Origin of the sequence: Paenibacillus sp. IHB B 3084, assembly GCF_001447315.1 — a bacterium.
Classification (GTDB): domain Bacteria; phylum Bacillota; class Bacilli; order Paenibacillales; family Paenibacillaceae; genus Paenibacillus.
The window spans coordinates 1,761,177-1,779,536 of the sequence record NZ_CP013203.1; the positions used below are offsets into that span (position 1 = coordinate 1,761,177).

15 protein-coding genes and 1 pseudogene are annotated in these 18,360 nt (G+C 49.5%); 2 read left to right on the forward strand and 14 right to left on the reverse strand.

What is annotated here, in order from left to right; all coding sequences use genetic code 11:
* Window positions 1-29: 29 nt before the first annotated feature.
* The 12 genes and pseudogenes from ASL14_RS08250 to ASL14_RS08305 form a co-directional block, all read right to left on the reverse strand.
* Entirely contained in the window at window positions 30-1,157 is a 1,128-nt protein-coding gene (locus ASL14_RS08250) for a rhamnogalacturonan acetylesterase (RefSeq protein WP_134911207.1), read from the reverse strand.
* Window positions 1,158-1,200: 43 nt separating this feature from the next.
* A complete protein-coding gene (locus ASL14_RS08255; protein WP_134911208.1) occupies window positions 1,201-2,040 on the reverse strand; it encodes a carbohydrate ABC transporter permease in 840 nt (279 codons plus the stop codon).
* 5 nt (window positions 2,041-2,045) lie between these two features.
* Window positions 2,046-2,954: a carbohydrate ABC transporter permease gene (locus ASL14_RS08260; RefSeq protein ID WP_134911209.1), complete on the reverse strand. Its 909-nt coding sequence runs from the start codon at window positions 2,952-2,954 to the stop codon at window positions 2,046-2,048.
* 231 nt (window positions 2,955-3,185) lie between these two features.
* On the reverse strand, window positions 3,186-4,478 hold the full coding sequence (locus tag ASL14_RS08265) for an ABC transporter substrate-binding protein (RefSeq protein ID WP_134911210.1): 1,293 nt from the start codon (window positions 4,476-4,478) through the stop codon (window positions 3,186-3,188).
* 175 nt (window positions 4,479-4,653) lie between these two features.
* Window positions 4,654-6,213 (reverse strand): response regulator transcription factor, encoded by a 1,560-nt coding sequence (locus tag ASL14_RS08270; RefSeq protein WP_134911211.1) that lies wholly within the window; start codon window positions 6,211-6,213, stop codon window positions 4,654-4,656.
* The gene (locus ASL14_RS08275) at window positions 6,191-7,921 is read right to left on the reverse strand and encodes a sensor histidine kinase (RefSeq protein ID WP_223264335.1); all 1,731 of its coding nucleotides are present in this window, start codon (window positions 7,919-7,921) and stop codon (window positions 6,191-6,193) included. The genes ASL14_RS08270 and ASL14_RS08275 overlap by 23 nt, the downstream gene beginning before the upstream one ends.
* 174 nt (window positions 7,922-8,095) lie before the next feature.
* Window positions 8,096-8,338, reverse strand: a complete 243-nt coding sequence (locus ASL14_RS08280) for a hypothetical protein (protein WP_134911212.1) — start codon at window positions 8,336-8,338, stop codon at window positions 8,096-8,098.
* A gap of 34 nt (window positions 8,339-8,372) precedes the next feature.
* Window positions 8,373-9,239, reverse strand: a complete 867-nt coding sequence (locus tag ASL14_RS08285; RefSeq protein ID WP_134911213.1) for an inositol monophosphatase family protein — start codon at window positions 9,237-9,239, stop codon at window positions 8,373-8,375.
* A 172-nt stretch (window positions 9,240-9,411) separates the two neighbouring features.
* Window positions 9,412-10,413: a UV DNA damage repair endonuclease UvsE gene (gene uvsE, locus ASL14_RS08290; RefSeq protein WP_134911214.1), complete on the reverse strand. Its 1,002-nt coding sequence runs from the start codon at window positions 10,411-10,413 to the stop codon at window positions 9,412-9,414.
* A gap of 131 nt (window positions 10,414-10,544) precedes the next feature.
* A complete protein-coding gene (locus tag ASL14_RS08295; RefSeq protein ID WP_025685344.1) occupies window positions 10,545-10,859 on the reverse strand; it encodes a hypothetical protein in 315 nt (104 codons plus the stop codon).
* Between the two features lie 98 nt (window positions 10,860-10,957).
* Entirely contained in the window at window positions 10,958-12,046 is a 1,089-nt protein-coding gene (locus ASL14_RS08300) for a D-alanine--D-alanine ligase (protein ID WP_134911215.1), read from the reverse strand.
* A 68-nt stretch (window positions 12,047-12,114) separates the two neighbouring features.
* Window positions 12,115-13,112: pseudogene (locus ASL14_RS08305) on the reverse strand (amidase domain-containing protein).
* Window positions 13,113-13,567: 455 nt separating this feature from the next.
* On the opposite strand from ASL14_RS08305, the gene acnA reads away from it, so the two are divergent.
* Window positions 13,568-16,279: an aconitate hydratase AcnA gene (gene acnA / locus ASL14_RS08310; protein WP_134911216.1), complete on the forward strand. Its 2,712-nt coding sequence runs from the start codon at window positions 13,568-13,570 to the stop codon at window positions 16,277-16,279.
* 185 nt (window positions 16,280-16,464) lie between these two features.
* On the opposite strand, the gene ASL14_RS08320 is transcribed toward acnA, so the two are convergent.
* Window positions 16,465-16,740 (reverse strand): SdpI family protein, encoded by a 276-nt coding sequence (locus ASL14_RS08320; RefSeq protein ID WP_134911217.1) that lies wholly within the window; start codon window positions 16,738-16,740, stop codon window positions 16,465-16,467.
* A 130-nt stretch (window positions 16,741-16,870) separates the two neighbouring features.
* Window positions 16,871-17,710, reverse strand: a complete 840-nt coding sequence (locus ASL14_RS08325) for a YitT family protein (protein ID WP_134914467.1) — start codon at window positions 17,708-17,710, stop codon at window positions 16,871-16,873.
* Window positions 17,711-18,191: 481 nt separating this feature from the next.
* On the opposite strand from ASL14_RS08325, the gene ASL14_RS27315 reads away from it, so the two are divergent.
* Window positions 18,192-18,344 carry a hypothetical protein gene (locus ASL14_RS27315; RefSeq protein WP_010348453.1) on the forward strand — a complete coding sequence of 51 codons (153 nt, stop codon included), beginning with the start codon at window positions 18,192-18,194 and terminating at the stop codon, window positions 18,342-18,344.
* Window positions 18,345-18,360 lie beyond the last annotated feature (16 nt).

Here is an 18,360-nt window from a genome sequence, read left to right on the forward strand (position 1 = left end):
TGACACCTGTTCGAGAACAATCCGTCCGTCTATCGTAAATACATGCGTAAGGGTTGCAAATCCAGCTCCTTCACAGCATCCACCACCATGTCTGCAATACAGACCGCACCGTTCTCATGAAAATGTGTATTATCCTCCAAGCCACTGGAAAAGTTCAAATATTCACCAGGCAGCAGCCACATAAAAAGCTCTTTGCTTGCCTCGGGACCCAGCCGCTCATATAACTCCTGTGTGCGGGCAGCCAAGTCAATCAGCGGCACGTTCGCTTCTTCCGCCAGCTCACGAACCGCTGTTACATAGTCACCATGTGTGTCGGATAGCGTACCATCCCCGTTAAAATAACGGCGGTGTACAGGTGTGACCAGCACTGGAGTAGCCTCATGACTTCTGGCTCCGTCAATGTAGAGGCGCAGATGCTCCTTGTAGGTCGTAAAAGGCTCTGTAGCCCGTTCCGGGTCCGACTTCTGATCATTATGGCCGAACTGGATGAACAGGAAGTCTCCTGCTCTCATTTCAGTCAAAATGACGTCCAGCCGTCCTTCGTCCACGAAGCTTTTGGAGCTTCTTCCCGATACGGCATGATTATCCACGCAGACATCATGCTTGAACAGGGCTGGCAAAGCCTGGCCCCAGCCTGTATACGGATAGCCGGACGCATCCTGATCCGTAACCGTGGAATCTCCGGCCAGAAACAGCCGGACGGTCTGTGGCGCTGGCGCAATCTCCAGCGCATTGAGCCGCGGGGCGGGGCCCGATACGGCGAGGCGCAGCTTGCCGCCCCTGACGGGCACCGCAAACCGGGCCTCTGTGAACTGGCCCGGCAGCGTGTATAACGGGGGCAGCACATGCTTGCCCTCGCCCGCTTTGAGGCGTGTGAGCGTCTCTGCGAGCAGATCGCCAAGCAGCGCAGTGACGAGATACGTCCCGTCCTCCGGTACATCGGCGACAAACACAGCCCCCAGCGGAATGCAAAAGCTGCTTCGCAGCCGTGCGAGCATATCCTTAGGTGCGGATACGTCGGACATCTGCCTTTCCCGGCCATACACATGGTCTACGTCTTCAAACCCGTAGCCGTGCTCGGCAGTATACAGGCAATCCGGGGGTACTCCCGTGTAGCCATCCGCAGGCTCACCCGGACCAAAATCGAACTTCCACATTCCACTCACCTCTCCGCAATAGTCCTTAGCCCTTAGCCCTACCCTATCCCTTCAATCCACTCGTACTCATTCCTTCAACAATCTGCTTCTGGAATGCGAAGAATACAGCGATAACCGGTAGCAAGCTTAAGATGGACATGGCGAACATCCCACCCCAGTTGGAGGCAGACTCGCTGTCGAGGAACATTTTGAGTGCAATAGAAACGGTATATTTCTCCGGAGAGTTCAGATACAGCACCGGACCGAGCAGATCCTCCCACTTCCAGTAGAAAGAGAAGATTGCCGCCGTAGCCAGTGACGATTTAAGCAAGGGCAAAATAATTCGGAAATACAGCCGGAATTTGCCGCATCCATCTATCGTAGCCGCTTCATCCAGCTCTGCCGGTATCGTCCGTATAAACTGAACCATCAGGAAGATGAAGAACGGCATTCCGAAAAACGACGGTACCACCAGCGGCAAAATCGTGTTAATCCAGCCGAGCTTGGTGAAAATAATATATTGTGGCACCAGCACCACATCCCCCGGCAGCATGAGCGTTACCATCATCAGGGCAAACCACAAGTTACGCCCTCTGAATTTCAAACGTGCAAAGCCAAATGCGATCAATGAGGAGGAAAGCACAGCTCCAATCGTTGAAATCACTACGATAGTGAGCGAATTCATAATATATGTGCCAAAGTTGTAGCCAGTTGTGCCTTTCCAGCCTGTTACATAGTTTTGCCAGATCCATTCTGTAGGGAAAAGCGAGGATGCCGTGACGAATATCGTCCGACTTTCTTTAAACGAGCTGAACAGCATCCAAAACACGGGATACAGCATCAGGAGCGCCAGTGCAGCGACCAGAATGTGATAAATTGGCCATTTGAACGTTTTCCATGCCATCGGTATCAGCGCCCCTTTTCCGTTTCATAGAATACCCAGTATTTGGAGGATATAAATAATATCGCTGTCAGGATCGCAATCATAATGAGCATGACCCAGGCCATGGCCGCCGCATATCCCATATTGCTGAACATAAACGCCTGCCGGAACAAATACAACGAATGCAGCATCGTTCCATCCATTGGACCGCCCTCGCCCTTGGAAATAACATACGCCGGAACGAAGGTCATAAAGGCACTGATCGTCTGCATAATCAGGTTAAATAGAATAATTGGACTAAGCAGCGGCAGCGTAATACTGAAAAATTTTCGAACTGGCGAAGCACCATCTACGCCGGACGCCTCGTACAATTCAACAGGAATATTCTTCAATCCTGCCAGAAAAATGAGCATGGACGAACCAAATTGCCATACAGACAAGGTGATCAGCATCGTCAGCGAAGCATCCGGATCACCAAACCATTTCACCGGAGTCGCCCCCAGGGTCGAAAGCAGGCTGTTCACAATGCCGTTATTACTGAAAATGTTCCGCCACATAATGGACACCGCAACACTGCCCCCGATAATGGACGGCAGATAGTACATCGTCCGATACGTGCCGACCATGCGCGATTTGGTATTCAAAATCATAGCCACGAACAGCGCAAAAATCAGTCGCAGCGGTACGCCAACCAGTACATACGTAAACGTGACTCGGATTGAATTCCAGTATTTCGGGTCGCCTGTGAACATTTTCTCGAAGTTTCCCAGACCAATCCATTTGGGCGGGGTGAACAGATTGTAGCTTGTAAAGGACAGATACAGTGAAATAAACATCGGAATTAACGTAAACGCGAGAAAGCCCACAATAAACGGGCTGATAAACGCATATCCGGTCATATTGGCTCTCAAGCTCTGATGATTTCGCAAGCTCATCAAGCCTCCCTTCGGTTACAATTTCCTAAATAGATCAGATTAAAAATATTTCATATTCGTTGTTATGTGTATTTTATTATGATAATACAAAGGTAGCTTATGCAATTTGCTCGTCGGGTTAACCGTACGCAATCAAGCTATACACTACGCACGGTTAACTTAACGAAACTTGCATTCGCCCAAATGCCAAAGTTGGTTCAGGCACTCAAAGATAAGCTTCCATTGCACCGCCTACTGCTTATTATTCGCAAGAATGGCATTCGCATCTGCGCGGAATTTGACCGCTGCATCCTCAGGTTTCATCTGTCCGAAATTGACCTGCTCAATATAATCGGTCAGCGTTGCAATCACTTCCGGTGATCCAACTGGCGGCGGTGGGCTCATTGGAGAAGCTTTCGGCTCCATGGAAGCCACAAAATCAAACACTTGCTTCGTAGCCTCGCTCAACTCAGGAGCTACAGCTTCCTTTATTTTGGCGGAAATCGGTACGCCCCGTTCGCCTTTAATCAATTTATTGGCTTCCACATCGTTCATCCAGAAATCAATAAACTTGGCCGCCTCATCCTTCACCTGCGAACGGGCAGCGACCGTCCAATACATCGTAGGCTGCATGTAGATACCTTTTTCCATATTCGGCCCAAACATCGGAGCCAGCGCCATTGGGCGGTTAACGACCTGCTGTAAGCCCACATACTGATTGGACCACTGCCAAATGCCGATGCCCGTTCCTTTTACGATATCGGATTCCTCAAGAATCCCCTTCGTTTGGTTCATAATTTCAGGAGACGGGGTCGCCCCCTTCTTGATCAGATCAGCCAATCCGTCGAAGAAATCGACAAACAGCTTGTCATCGTCATACCCCAATCCTGTTCCTTCCGCATTGTAGAGGGACTTTCCTTGAGTACGCAAATAGTAATGGAAGAAAATATCGGCAGCCATGGAGCTGTCAAAGTATACTTTATTGGAGCCTGCCTTCAAGGCCAGTTCTTTGTATTGATCCCATGTCCAGTTGTCAGGAATTTTATCTATGCCCGCTTTTTTGAGCAACGCCGGGTCATACTGGAAACCCAGAACATTAACACCTGTTGGAATACCATATTGCTTTCCGGCAATTACGCCGGTTTTGAGTACATTTTCGGTCACATCAGCAACCTGAATTTTTTGATTCAAGTAAGGCGCTAGATCCTCCAGTTGGCCATTCTTCGCATATTGGCTAATGTACGAAATGTCCATTTGTACAATATCCGGCAGTTGGTTTGCCGCAGCCTGCGGGGCGAGCTTTTTCCAATAGTCATCAAAAGAGGCGTATTCCACATCAATCGTCACATTCGGATTTTTCTGCTTATACAGGTCGACGACCTTCTGCGTATATTCATGACGCGTATCCGATCCCCACCAAGCGATCCGCAACTTTACCTTCCCGTCTGCACTTGTGCCCGAATTGCCGCCGCCATTTGCTCCGCTGCATGCCGTCGTCAAAACGAGCAGCATAGCTATGATCAGAAACCATCCTTTTTTGCCCACCTATCTCTCCCCTTTTCGCTGTTCTTGAAAGGAGCCTTAATACAAGTGACAACGTATTTACGCTAATTTGATAGCGTTTACATTTGCTCCTGCTGTTATTTTCCCAAAAGCAGCGAAACATTGGAATACACAAATCAGGTTTTCTGGGTTCAAAAAACAGAGGGACTCCATCAGCTCATCCCCGTTCCTGTGATTTAATATACTCCGATGGCGTCATGCCCGCCCATTTTTTGAACACCTGGCTGAAATATTGGGCGTTTCCGCCGAAGCCGAACCATTCGGCCAGCTCGAACACCTTCACGTCTCCCGTCTCCCGAATATGCTCTGCTGCACGCTCGATGCGGTAGCGATTGACGTAATGCGAAAAGTTTTCACCCGTCACCTTTTTGAAAATTTTCCCTAAGTAGTCGGAATTCATGTACAGCATTTGACCCGCCACTCCGTTCAGTGACAAATCGGATTTTCTGTAGTTTTGCTCGATGATAGTGATCATTTTATCAACGGTGGAGGACTGCCGGGACACATTGCTTTTATAGTAGATCGCCGTCATTCGTCCGGCGGCTTCCTGTACGAAAGATTTGAGGCAAGCGAGTGTTTTTTGCTCAGCCAGCACGACCATTCGGCTGGTGAATGCCGCGCGTTCCTCCTCGGGACATATGCGAATCATGGCTGCATACAGTTGCAGCACATAGGAGCGGGTCACGGAAATTTCCAGCTTCATACGGGACAGGATGCCGAATAGCCGATCTATCTCCTGCGCTACCTCCTCCGTATTCCCCGCCTTAATCAGCAGGCCGAACTTCTCTTCGTCCAGCTCCAAGTCTGCCATCTCCCGGGGTTCTTCGGCTGCCAGATCCTCCTTGGTGATCAGACTGCCCTCCCCGGTGTAAAAACGGTGATTCATACAATGAAGCGTCTCCCGATACATCCCCCGTGAATGCTGCATACTATCCGACTCACTAACCGCGACCGTTACCTCCAGCTTGTAAAAGCGACGAAACGTCGCACGCACCGCCTCAATCTGCTTCATCAGCCGTGACGTGTCATCCCCGCTCTCCAGCACGATGAGCAGTTGTCCTTGCATGGTCGTCCCTAGCAATACATCGTCCATTAAATCTGCCGCAATATTTTGCAGCGCAAACAGATGCTCCGGCTCATGGGATTCCTCGACCCGCAGCAGGAGCATCCGAACCTGCTTATCTTGCAGCTCCAGACTGAACAACCGCTCATAAAAAGCGATATCCCGACTGCCGTAAGTTTTATAGGAAATAAACTCTTTCAAAAAATGCTCCTTCACATGAGGCAGCATACGCTGAAAATCAAGCTTCATCCGGTTCACGAACTGCTTGCGTTCATCCTGTTCCTCCCGCTCCTGCCCCAGTTCGGTCAGCGCCTCATGGATTTGCCGCTCGTTGCAGGGCTTCAATAAATAGTGCTTTACCCCGTATTGCATGGCCCGACAGGCATAATCAAAATCCTTATAACCAGACAACAGAATGAAACGAACGTCCGGAAAATGCTCCGTCGTTCTCGCCACCAGTCCGATTCCGTCCAGTCCGGGCATAGAGATATCGCTAATGACAAAATCAGGCGGGCTGGCCTGAATCTGATCATACGCCTCAATCCCATTACGTGCCGTACCGACCAGCCTCGTACCTGCTTTGCCCCAATCGACCACCTGTGATATACCTTCCAAAATCATACGCTCATCATCAACCAGCAGCACCTTGTACATGATCCTGATCCCCTTTCACATATGGAATACAGACATGAATCGACGTTCCTGTTCCTGACTCGCTATGCAGCTCTATGCCCCACGGTGTACCAAACGTCAGGTCAATCCGCTCCTGAATGTTGGCAAGCCCAATACCCTGCCCCCGTGTAGCGACCTGCCCGCTCCGCAGCTGCTCCAAAAAATCCTGAGTCATGCCCGGCCCGTCATCCTCCACCCGCAGCAACAACGCACCTTCTTGCTCCCGGGCAATGATAGCAATCCGACATGGCTCAATTCGCGGCTCCAGCGCGTAATGAATCGCATTCTCTACCAAAGGCTGGAGCGTTAGCTTCGGAATTTGTACGTCCATCAGTTCTTCCGGTACATCCAGATGGAAAATGAGTCGCTCGTCGAAGCGTGTTTTTTGGATCGTTACATAACTTCGCACAATATCCAGCTCTTTTCGAAGTGGAATGAGCTGTTCTTCAAAACTGACGGCACTGCGTAGCAGAAAGGCCAGCGCCTCCACCATTTCCGAAATCCGATCCTGCTTATTCGCCTTGGCGAGCCAGTTCACGGACTCCAGCGTGTTATACAAAAAATGCGGATTAATCTGCGCCTGAAGCGCTTTAAGCTCCGTTTCCCGCAGCAATAGCTGCTTTGCAACATTCTCATTAATCAGCTCACGGATACGGCGGATCATCTTCTTATAGGTACGGTGCAGCAAGCCCACCTCATCCTGTGTGGAAAGCGGAACCGCGCCGAGAGCTTCCTCCTCCAGACGATCCAGATCGCCTTTTTCAATTTTACGCATGTTCTGGATTAATTGAACGATCGGCTTCGTAATACTGCCAGATAGTCGGGCCCCCAGTGCCAGCGCGATCAGAAGCATAATTACAAAAATTGCGCTTACAATTTCTTTGATGATCGTAATACTGCGAAACATATCGTCGAAGGGGGTCATATGCAAATACGTCCAGCCCGTATAGGAGGATTTGGTTTGAGCTGCGAAAAAGGTTCCGCCTGTGTAGGTTGCAATACCATAAGGCTGCTTTCGCCCAAGCTCGGCCTGAATATCGCTGTCACTCAACAGCGGTGTTTCGGGATAGATCATACGTCTTCCATCGGTGATCATTAGCTGTCCGTCATCACCAGAAGTCTGCACACGGTCGGCTACAATCCGGTCAATCCGTACACGAATCGCCAGCGTTCCGAGTCCGTTCAGGGTAAAGTTGGAATCCGTAAAGGATTTGAACTGCCTCGCAGCCAGCAGGGAGGAGTGACCCGCCACATACCATGCATTGGAGCCGTCACGTTCGTCTGCCAGCATCGACAGGGTGGAGCGAAGCTCCTGAGGAATGCCCTCGCGGTTGCCCGCACTCATGACTTGCCCCTCTTTGTCGATCACCATCATGGAGTAGATATAGGTTTCAGAGCCGGCGAAGGCGATAAGCCTGTTCGTTATTTTTTTACGCAGCACCATTTTGGCATAAGGTGAGGTTTCCTTCTCCAATTGTAGCAGATAACGCTGAAGCTGCTCATCTGTTATCACCTTGAAAGTAACTTTTTCAACATCCTTCAGCTCATTTTCAATACCGATTGAGGAAATATTGAGCACTTCGGATGTCTTTTTATACATTTGATTATCATAAATATGAAATACGTATTTAAGTATGACTGCAACAACCGCAAAATTAACCAGCATGAGCACTGTAATCAACAGCACCATTTTATGATGGATTCCGGCATTTTTGAAAGCGCTTTTAAAATAGGTTATCAGTGGATGTCGCCTCCTTCGCTCGTCCTGTCCGGTCCAGTCTGGAATGGAGATTGCCTGATAAAGCTGTACATCATACAAAATACCCCAAGCCTTGGTCATTCGGCAAGAGGTATTTGTGTTCGCTTAGCGTTTGTCGGTTGGTTCCGATGGGTCCGCCTTGCTCATATATTCATCGTATCGGTCATCCAGTTCCCGTGCCATGCTGCGGTATTTACGCGTCTCCTCCACAATAGGGTCGATATGGGTTTGAATCCGCACCTCATATTTAGGAGTGAGCCGTTCGCGTTTTTTGGCCTCATTCTCACGAATTTCGCCTTCCATCAGCATTTCACTGAGCTCGCGTTCCAATTCTTCGGATTGGCTCATCACGCTACCCTCCTTCAGAATGATCTGCGTTTTATTATAACCCGGTTGCGTCTGCTTCTTTCAGCACTTGAATGAGTTGAGAATGAATAGCCGTATTGGTCGCTGCAATATGTCGCACACTCAGGTCATAAGGTCTACCGAGCGTATCTGTGATCGTTCCCCCCGATTCCTGCACCAGCAAAGCGCCCGCTGCCACATCCCAAGCATTCAGACCGATTTCACAGTAAGCTGTAAGCCGTCCTGAAGCCACATAGGCCAAATGCAATGCTGCCGAGCCAAGCGCCCGGATGCCTCTCACCTGAGGTGTAAGTGCCTGTGTAATCTTCATATTCAGCGGCTGTGCAAAAGTGCGGTCCGGCGGGAAGCCGATGCACACCAGACTATCTCCCAGTGTTTCTTCTCTGGATGCTCTCATTGGATTGCCATGCACATACGCGCCCTTACCTTTTTCAGCCACAAACATTTCGTCGCGGGACGGATCATAAATGACACCGACAATCACCTCTCCACGGTGGGCCAAGGCGATAGATACACTGTAGTACGGCAGGCTGTGTACAAAATTAGTTGTGCCATCTACCGGATCAATAATCCACAAATATTCCTCTTCACGAGCAGCCTCCAACGCACGGGCCGAAGCCTCAGCCCCCGGCTCTACACTCTCTTCGCCCAGAATGGCATGGTCGGGAAAATGGGTAAGAATCAGTCTGCGGATCATTTGCTCCGCACCTTTATCCACTTCGGTCACAAGGTCCGTCGAAGACTGCTTGGTGCTTAACTGCTCAACGGTACCCAGTCTGCTTTTGATCCATTCCCCGGCTTTGGATGCTGCGTTAATGGCCACAGCGGTATAGCTTTTTCCTGATACGATATAGGGAACCTTTTCGTTTTCATGTTCATTCAACGTGTTCACTCTACTTTCTATATCATTGTTACGTGGTTTACGAAGCTGCATTACAGCACAGTTTCTTAACCATCTCTATTAAAGGTACACATCTAGTTTACACATTCTAGTATACACAATAAGCTTCATAAAGTTTCTCTAAATGGGAGCATTATCCGCGGAACACTATTCTTTAAGGCGTAATTTCTACCGAAGCCCCATCCAGCACCTTCACTCCGTCACCTTCCCGTGTACGCAGTTCGTCCATCAGTCTGAACAACGCTTCATCCTTGCGTTTGGCTTCAAGCATGACATCAATCCGATCCGTATATCCGGCAATGTTGCGCAAAAAAGTAAGCAGCGGCTCCACCTGGACACCGTCCGCATGACCGCGGGGGTCTTTTTCACTTTTGGGACTGGATGCATGGATTTTGGGTGGTAGTGGATCATCGGGAGAAGATCCCGTTTGAGCCAATTCCCCTTTCCAGGTATCCAAAATGCCAGGCCACAGCTCCCACGACTTCTCGCCCTCGTTATTTACCCATTGATGATGAATGTCGAGAACCATCGGCAGCCCCGTCCGCTTGCACGCATCCAGCGTTTCCATCGCATTAAACGTTTTATCATCATTTTCCAGCGTCATTCGTTCCCTTAACGAAAGCTCCAGCGCACCCACTTGCTCTACAAAACGCTGACTCGACGTCACCTTGTCTCCATACGCGCCGCCGATATGAATGTTGTTCTTGGCTTCCGCACCAAGTCCCATCGCCTCCAGCATCGCTTTATGATGCTTGAGATCGTTAATGGAGCTTTGCAGCACTTCCGGGCGGGGAGTGCTCAGCACTGTAAAATGATCCGGGTGAAACGATACCCTCATCCCGTTCGCTTTGACAACATTCCCGACCTCTGCAAAATCAGCGGCAAGCGCCTGAAAAGGGTCCCAGTCACGCAAATCCTGATGAGTTGCCAGCGGAATCAGCTTGGATGAAAAACGGTACACCTTGATATCGCTCGCCCGATTATGACGCAGCAGCCGCAGTGTATTATGCAGATTTTCGGCTGCAATCCGCTCCAGTTTGCGAATCGCGGCCTCTCGATCTCCAATTTTGTTAAAGCTGGCGAGCGTCATCGTTTTGGAGGGCGACGCATTTTGTACGGTAACTGACATGGCTACATAGCCGAACCTTACTATCATAGGGTGTCCTTCCTTTCAGCAGATCGCAGTAAATGGCAAGGCCGCTTTCGTTCTGTGACCTCAATCCCTTTTCTACTGATCATACCCGGAAAAGCTCCCTCTGATTCGGCGTGAACCAGTTCTTGTCCTGCCTATTGCGCTCCAAAAAACATTTCATCCGCCAAGGCGGTCTGAATTCTTGCTTCCTCTTCATTCAGTTTGCGAATGAGGATCATTTCAACCTCGGTCACTTCGTCGCCCTGAAAATTGATTTCGGCAATACAGCCGACAATCTGCACGATGGCAACTGCCACATTGTCCGCACTGTAAGCGATGACCTTCTGGCCTGTCGGGAACACACGCAGTCCGGATTTAACCATTTTACCGCGTCCGTATTCCAGCAGTTCGTACAATTCCTGTTCGCTCTTGAATTTGCACACCGAGTTAAATTCCGTTTGAAAGCCCATGTTTAGCCGCCACCTTTCGTGATTAAGGATTTGCAAATCCTGATTGTAAACCGTGTATATGAACAAAAAGGGGAGTGATCAGCTCCCCCTGGTTCGTTTTATGAGTTCTCATAGTGCAGCGCAGACCTGCGTTCATAACGCTCCAGTGCGAGCGCAATCATGCGGTCCAGCAGGCTTTGATAGGATACGCCCGTTTCTCTCCACAGCAATGGATACATACTGAACGGCGTAAAGCCCGGCATCGTGTTTATTTCATTAATTAGAATATGTCCGTCCGAACGTCTGACGAAGAAATCGGCTCGGGAAATCCCGCAGCCCTCCAGAGCGCGGAATGCCTGCAATGCAGCTTCACGGATACGATCCGCCACTTCCTCGTCCAACGGTGCCGGAATGAGCATTTCTGATTGGCCGTCCGTGTATTTGGCAGCATAATCGTAATAGTCACTGGACGATACAATTTCCCCCGGTACGGAAGCAATCGGCTCGTCGTTGCCAAGTACGCTGACCTCGACCTCGCGGGCATCGACATACTCCTCCACAATGACCTTCAGATCAAATTGCAGAGCCAGCTCGACTGCTTTTTCCAGCTCTTCCCGGTTATTGGCTTTGGAAATGCCGACACTTGATCCCAGATTCGCCGGTTTGACGAAGCACGGGTACCCTAACTCGGTTTCCATGTGGCGCACCAAATCATGACTCGTTTGTGACCACTGTGTACTGTTAAAATAACAGTATTTCACTTGCGGCAATCCTGCATGCTCAAACAGCTTCTTCATGACGCCTTTGTCCATCCCTGCGGCAGAAGCCAGCACACCTGCACCGACATAAGGCATATCTGCCATTTCGAACAAGCCCTGAATCGTTCCGTCCTCACCAAAGGTGCCGTGCAGCAGCGGGAACAGCACATCCAGCGTCTGCTCTCCGTACAGCTTGCCAAACAACGTATCTAATGCCGCCTTCGTACCGCCCTCTGCGCGCTCCAGCTTCAATTGCTCTACGGAAGCCAAAGGTGCGTCAAGCAGCAACCCTCTGCGCCAATCGCCAGCCTTCGTAATATAAAAAGGAATAATCTCGTATTTCTCATAATCAAAAGCGTTCAGTACCGCATACGCCGTTTGCAGCGAAACCTCATGTTCGCCCGATTTGCCGCCGTACACCAGCCCTACGGTCAATTTTTGTTTTGCCATGCCTATCCTCCGCTTTCCTGCTTTCGTCATTGTGCCTGATTTGCGTCACTGTACCTGTTATAAACATTTCATTTAAAATAGTCGGCGATATGATAAAAGCGATACACCGTGTTGTCCGTCCACGCATACGAATTTTTGTAGTCCCAATAACGATGTCTGGAGCTTACTGTATGCGCATTGACAAGCGGCATCCCGCCCGCATCAAAGGCCGTTACCACCGTGCTGTGCTGAAAGGTGCCGTCACCATCCCAATCATAAAAAATGACGTCCCCCAACATTAGCTGCTCCGGACGACTCACCTGCTCGGCAGTCAACCCCCACGAGCTGGAGCCCAAATACCGCTCCAGACTGTTGGAAACCGCCCAACTGTAGCTCCACAGCTCATGTCCAGCGACCCGTCCTTTGTACCACCAGCCCGATTCTCTTTTACCAGTATAGTGGATCGGTGCGCCCCCTGCAAAGAGGCATTGCGAGATATAATTGGTACAATCCACATCAAAACCTTCAAACTCCGGGTTGAAGCTATCCCACCACTGATCCGCATAGGCTGCCGCCTCTTCCCGGCGATATCGGCTGGGGCGTGCTGATGAGCCAAAACCCAGTACACCGCGATTCAACAGCGGTAGATTCCCTCCCTGATTAAACGACGCCTGTTCAAAAGGAACCTCTCCCCCGCTGGCTTTCGTTCTGCCGGATCACGCTCGATTCTTGCCACCTGCCAGGCTTCACCCTCGCGCGTGAACGTCAGACGTTCCCGTTCAATACGATCCTCCCGGTGGGTCATTCCGCCTTTTTCATAAAAGAGCCGGACATGCAGTTGTACATCCACCACAGCCTCTTCCGGCGTATCCTGCACAATTCGCAGCGGCTTGGCGCGTGTTTCGCTACGTAATGGAACGGTGTTCCGCTCGTTATACCACCGTTCCAATCTGGCCGTACGGGCCGCACGCTCCATCCGCTGACCTACCTCCAGATATTCATCCGGCTGTGGAGCGCTGTTCACCTCACTCCGGTTATATTGGTTCACATAAGCAAAAAGGGCCTGCTTCCATTCCCGCTCCCCCATCCCTGTCCCTCCATTTCCGTCCCGCCATCCCTGTTTGGGAATAGCCGGGATACTGAATAACTTTCTTACTTCCCTCTATAGCCTGATATGGCTCTCTATCTATAAGTATGAATCTCTAAAGCTTGGTATGAACACGGAAACACGAGAAAGAGGAACGTTTTATTTTCCAGGCTTCGGTGTACAAATTAGGCCAAAAAAACTTTACGTAATCGATTGAAAACGGTATACTTAATACAGAAACAATATTTTGAAATTAGGTTTCATCTAATGAAACTAATTAAAATCATCTTCTCCTCTATTATGAAAATAACGGTTATCCATAGGTTAATCGGTTATTCTTCAAATCAGCCATGCTGCTTTCATGAGAGCGTAACCAAATTAAACCAACTGTGCAAGACGTCGAAAAAACGACATCCCTATTTTCCCCAAGCATCCACTTCAAGGAGGTAATACTTATGTCAGGAAAAGATCAATTCTCCATTGCCCGCAGTCTCGAAGTTAACGGCAAGCCTTACCGTTACTACAGTCTCAAGGCACTGGAGGAACAAGGAAAAAGCGGTATCGCCAAGCTGCCTTTCTCCATTAAAGTGTTGCTGGAAGCCGCTGTGCGCCAATTCGATGGACGCGCAATAACTGAGGAGCATGTGCAACAGCTTACAGGCTGGGCAGAGGATCGTGACACCAACAAGGAAATTCCGTTCATCCCTGCACGCATCGTACTTCAGGATTTCACCGGTGTTCCGGTGGTTGTCGATTTGGCAGCCATGCGCGATACTGTGAAAAAAGCGGGCGGCGATCCGAAACAAATCAACCCGCTCGTACCCGTCGATCTCGTTATCGACCACTCGGTTATGGTCGATGCCTTCGGTACCAGCGAAGCGCTGGACTATAATATTAATGTAGAATTTGAGCGTAACGAGGAACGGTACCGTTTTCTGCGCTGGGCGCAAACGGCGTTCAACAACTTCCGTGCAGTGCCACCGTCCACCGGTATCGTCCATCAGGTCAATCTGGAGTATCTCGCATCCGTGGCCACCACCAAAACCATTGACGGCGAAACCGTCGTCTTCCCGGATTCCCTCGTCGGAACGGATTCCCATACGACGATGATTAACGGCCTGGGTGTTGTAGGCTGGGGCGTCGGCGGGATTGAAGCAGAGGCGGGAATGCTGGGGCAACCGCTGTATTTTGTCACTCCCGATGTTATCGGCTTCAAGCTGACAGGCAGTCTGACGGAAGGCTCTACCGCCACCGATCTGGCACTCACCGTAACCCAAATGCTGCGTAAAAAAGGCGTAGTCGGCAAATTCGTGGAATTTTACGGACCCGGCCTGGCTAACATCAGCTTGGCTGACCGTGCAACGGTTGCCAATATGGCACCGGAATACGGCGCAACGGTTGGCTTCTTCCCGGTCGATGCGGAAACGCTGGCCTACCTGCGCAGCACCGGACGTTCTGATGAGCAAGTGAGTCTTGTAGAGGAATATTACAAAGCGCAAGGCATGTTCCGCACATCCGACACGCCGGACCCTGCGTTCAGTGATACGATTGAGCTGGATCTGGCTTCGGTTGTACCAAGTCTCGCGGGTCCCAAACGTCCGCAAGACCGTGTTGAGCTTAGCCGCATGAAGGAAACCTTTGAAGGCATTATCCGTACCCCTGTGGACAAAGGCGGCTACGGACTGAGTGATGAAAAGATCGCGCAGAAGATTCCGCTGACCCACCCGGACGGCTCCACCAGCGAGCTGGGTACTGGCGCAGTCGTGATTGCGGCTATCACAAGCTGCACAAACACTTCCAACCCTAGCGTTATGCTGGGCGCAGGCTTGCTCGCCAAAAAGGCAGTACAACGCGGGCTCAAAAAGCCGGGCTATGTGAAAACCAGCTTGACGCCGGGCTCCCTTGTCGTGACGGAATACCTGCAAAAAGCCGGGCTGATCGGTCCGTTGGAAGCCCTCGGCTTCCATGTGGCAGGCTACGGCTGCGCAACCTGTATCGGTAACTCCGGGCCACTTCCTGACGAAGTGAGTCAAGCCATCACAGACCACGATTTGACGGTTGGCGCAGTCATTTCCGGCAACCGGAACTTTGAGGGCCGCGTACATGCGCAAGTCAAAGCCAACTACCTCGGCTCACCGCCACTGGTTGTTGCTTATGCGCTGGCAGGTACGGTGAACATTGATTTGGTGAATGATCCGCTCGGTTACGATCAGGACAATCAGCCGGTCTACCTGAAAGACATCTGGCCAACTTCCGAGGAAATTAAGGAAGCGATCAGCCTGTCTCTCAGCCCGGATATGTTCCGTCGTAAATATGAGAATGTATTTACTGCCAACGAAAAATGGAACTCCATTCCGGTTCCTGAAGGCGAACTGTATGAATGGGATGAAAAATCAACTTATATTCAAAATCCACCATTCTTTGAAAAACTTCAGGATGGCGTGCAGGATATCAAGGAAATCCGTAATGCCCGTGTGCTTGCCCTGTTGAATGATTCGGTCACTACGGACCATATCTCACCAGCAGGCAACATCGCCCCTTCCAGCCCGGCAGGACTGTACTTGAAGGAGCATGGCGTGGAACGCAAGGACTTCAACTCCTACGGCTCCCGTCGCGGTAACCACGAGGTCATGATGCGCGGTACATTCGCCAACATTCGTATCCGCAACAACGTAGCTCCCGGCACCGAGGGCGGCGTGACCAAATACTTGCCGACGGATGAGGAAATGTCCATCTACGATGCATCTATGAAATATCAGGCAGCCGATCAAAACCTGATCGTTATTGCCGGCAAGGAATACGGCACAGGCAGCTCCCGTGACTGGGCAGCGAAGGGTACGCTTCTGCTGGGTGTCAAAGCCGTCATTGCCGAAAGCTTCGAGCGGATTCACCGCAGTAACCTGGTCGGCATGGGCGTGCTTCCACTGCAATTCCAGGAAGGCTACGGCTGGTCCAGCCTGGGTCTGAACGGTCGTGAAACATTTGACATTCTTGGCATCGACAATGACGTGAAGCCGGGTCAAGAGCTTACCGTTGTAGCCAAACGCGAGGATGGCACAAAGTTCGAGTTCCCGGTAATTGCCCGTCTGGACAGCACCGTCGATATTGATTACTACCATAACGGCGGCATTCTGCAAACCGTATTGCGTCAGATGATTCAAGAATAAAGAGCGAATGAATAATAAAAATCCCCTTCAAAATGCAGTGAAAAACTGCAAATTGAGAGGGGATTTTTAACTATAAATGCATACTCGAAGCATTCAGGAGAAAACATATGCCTATGATTGAAAATACGAGGGTTATAAGAACTGTGAAGAGACCAGGCAGACTTTTCATTATTGAACCCTCTTCACTATTGAACTGGCGGCTGAGATAGGGTTGAAATATAAGCAGAGATGCGATGCGTCGTCCACCACGCAATTTCATTCGAAAGCAACCATGGAAACCTCAAACCGATTAGACGATTAGGTTTTAATGTAGTGAATGTTATCCCTACTGCTAAATGTAATATAGACGATAGGATTAAGACCATATTTAAAGTGCTGAACAGAAACTTGCCTGAATATTTCAGCATGAGAGCAAGGTAAATCAGATCCCCATCTTCGAACCTCCCTATAGCAGGAATCATACGATTTACTTTTATTATGCATTTTTTCAAAAACCAACCAGGAGAAAAACATCACAACAACAAAAAAGCCGCTCCCTCAGGACCGACTTCTAACCATTTTCACATCTAACCTTACCTTTATTCCCACCAGCTACTTCGAAATATCCAAAAAGCCTTCCCCGAACACGTCCCGCACGTCATGAATGGTGATAAACGCCGCTGTGTCGATAGCCTTCACAATCTTTTTAAGCGCCGACACCTCTTGTTTACTAATGACGATATATAGAACTTCTTTCGGGTTTTTCGTGTAATATCCGTGGCCTGACAGGACTGTAACTCCCCGATCCATTTGCGTAATGACCATCTCCGCAATTTTATCTTGATGCTCCGAAATGATCATGACCGCTTTTTTCGGGTTCAGTCCTTCAATCATGAAATCCATAACCTTCGTGCCGACATACAAAATAACGATAGTCAGCATGAGCTTTTCCGGGCCAATAATAAAATAGGACGAAAACGCAACAATCAGATCAAAAAACAGCAAGCCATAGCTGATGTTCCAATCCAGATATTTGTTGGCGATCCGGGCCAAAATGACCGTTCCTGCTGTTGTACCGCCCACCCGCACAATCAAACCAATTCCGATCCCCACCAAAACCCCGGCAAATACGGCATTAATCGTCGGCTCATGTGAATCAATCCGCCAGTTGGCCGTTAAATGTAAAAACAGCGAGTTAAAAGCAACCGCAATCACAGTGTACAGGGTTGTTCTCTTATCCAAAAATTTATATCCGACAATCAGCAGCAAGCCATTGATCACCAGATTGACGATCGAAGGGGACCACTGAAACAGGTAGTACAAAATAATCGTGACCCCTGTAACGCCCCCCTCGCCAAACTCATTCGGGATAACAAACAGATTAACAGCCAGCGCGAAAAAAAACGCACCCAGAATAATAAATGCAATGTCTGCAATTCTTTTTTCATATATGTCCTGGTCCTTTCTCAAACATTTCAACGGATGAATCGCCAGATGGATTGGCTGATTCTAGTAGCTAAAACACGCTTACAACCAGTTCATGGTATCCACTCCCAAACATAAAGTCAATACAACTTTGACACTTTAATTCGCCACCAGACTGACTTCATATTGACTTATATAAGGATATTCGACAAAAAAACACAATCCCGACTACTAAACTAAGAAAACGGGCCTCTGGCCCTTGTTTTGGAACTAGGCACATTTCCCCTCAAAATGACCATCCGCCTAATCCAAATTTTGGACACGTATGACCATTTTCCTGTTTTATGTCAAAAACGTTTTAATTTGAAAAAATGCGTTTATAATGATTGAAACATTACCAAGCAGTCTACCCGGTATTACGACATCAAGTACATACGAATAGTCCTATACAGACGTCCTAAGCAACTCAATCTGAATTTGACAAAATGGAATTGGAGGAACAACCCACATGAATACAATGAATTTAACTGTACACACCTTGATGCCTTTCCATCACCAATACCAACGTGCCAACGCGGTGAGTATGCAGAAGAAAGAAGACAGCTCGGAGAAGAAGCTCAGCTTTCAGGACATTTTGAATGAGAAAATGGGTAAAAAATAAAGCCGCCGTTTATCCG

Bases quoted from the DNA above. Each gene is read 5' to 3' on its own strand.
- ASL14_RS08250 (WP_134911207.1), bottom strand. From the start codon at position 1,157: ATGTGGAAGTTCGATTTTGGTCCGGGTGAGCCTGCGGATGGCTACACG.
- ASL14_RS08255 (WP_134911208.1), bottom strand. From the start codon at position 2,040: ATGGCATGGAAAACGTTCAAATGGCCAATTTATCACATTCTGGTCGCT.
- ASL14_RS08260 (WP_134911209.1), bottom strand. From the start codon at position 2,954: ATGAGCTTGCGAAATCATCAGAGCTTGAGAGCCAATATGACCGGATAT.
- ASL14_RS08270 (WP_134911211.1), bottom strand. From the start codon at position 6,213: ATGTACAAGGTGCTGCTGGTTGATGATGAGCGTATGATTTTGGAAGGT.
- ASL14_RS08275 (WP_223264335.1), bottom strand. From the start codon at position 7,921: ATGGTGCTGTTGATTACAGTGCTCATGCTGGTTAATTTTGCGGTTGTT.
- ASL14_RS08280 (WP_134911212.1), bottom strand. From the start codon at position 8,338: ATGAGCCAATCCGAAGAATTGGAACGCGAGCTCAGTGAAATGCTGATG.
- uvsE (WP_134911214.1), bottom strand. From the start codon at position 10,413: ATGATAGTAAGGTTCGGCTATGTAGCCATGTCAGTTACCGTACAAAAT.
- ASL14_RS08295 (WP_025685344.1), bottom strand. From the start codon at position 10,859: ATGGGCTTTCAAACGGAATTTAACTCGGTGTGCAAATTCAAGAGCGAA.
- ASL14_RS08300 (WP_134911215.1), bottom strand. From the start codon at position 12,046: ATGGCAAAACAAAAATTGACCGTAGGGCTGGTGTACGGCGGCAAATCG.
- acnA (WP_134911216.1), top strand. From the start codon at position 13,568: ATGTCAGGAAAAGATCAATTCTCCATTGCCCGCAGTCTCGAAGTTAAC.
- ASL14_RS08320 (WP_134911217.1), bottom strand. From the start codon at position 16,740: ATGATTCCTGCTATAGGGAGGTTCGAAGATGGGGATCTGATTTACCTT.
- ASL14_RS27315 (WP_010348453.1), top strand. From the start codon at position 18,192: ATGAATACAATGAATTTAACTGTACACACCTTGATGCCTTTCCATCAC.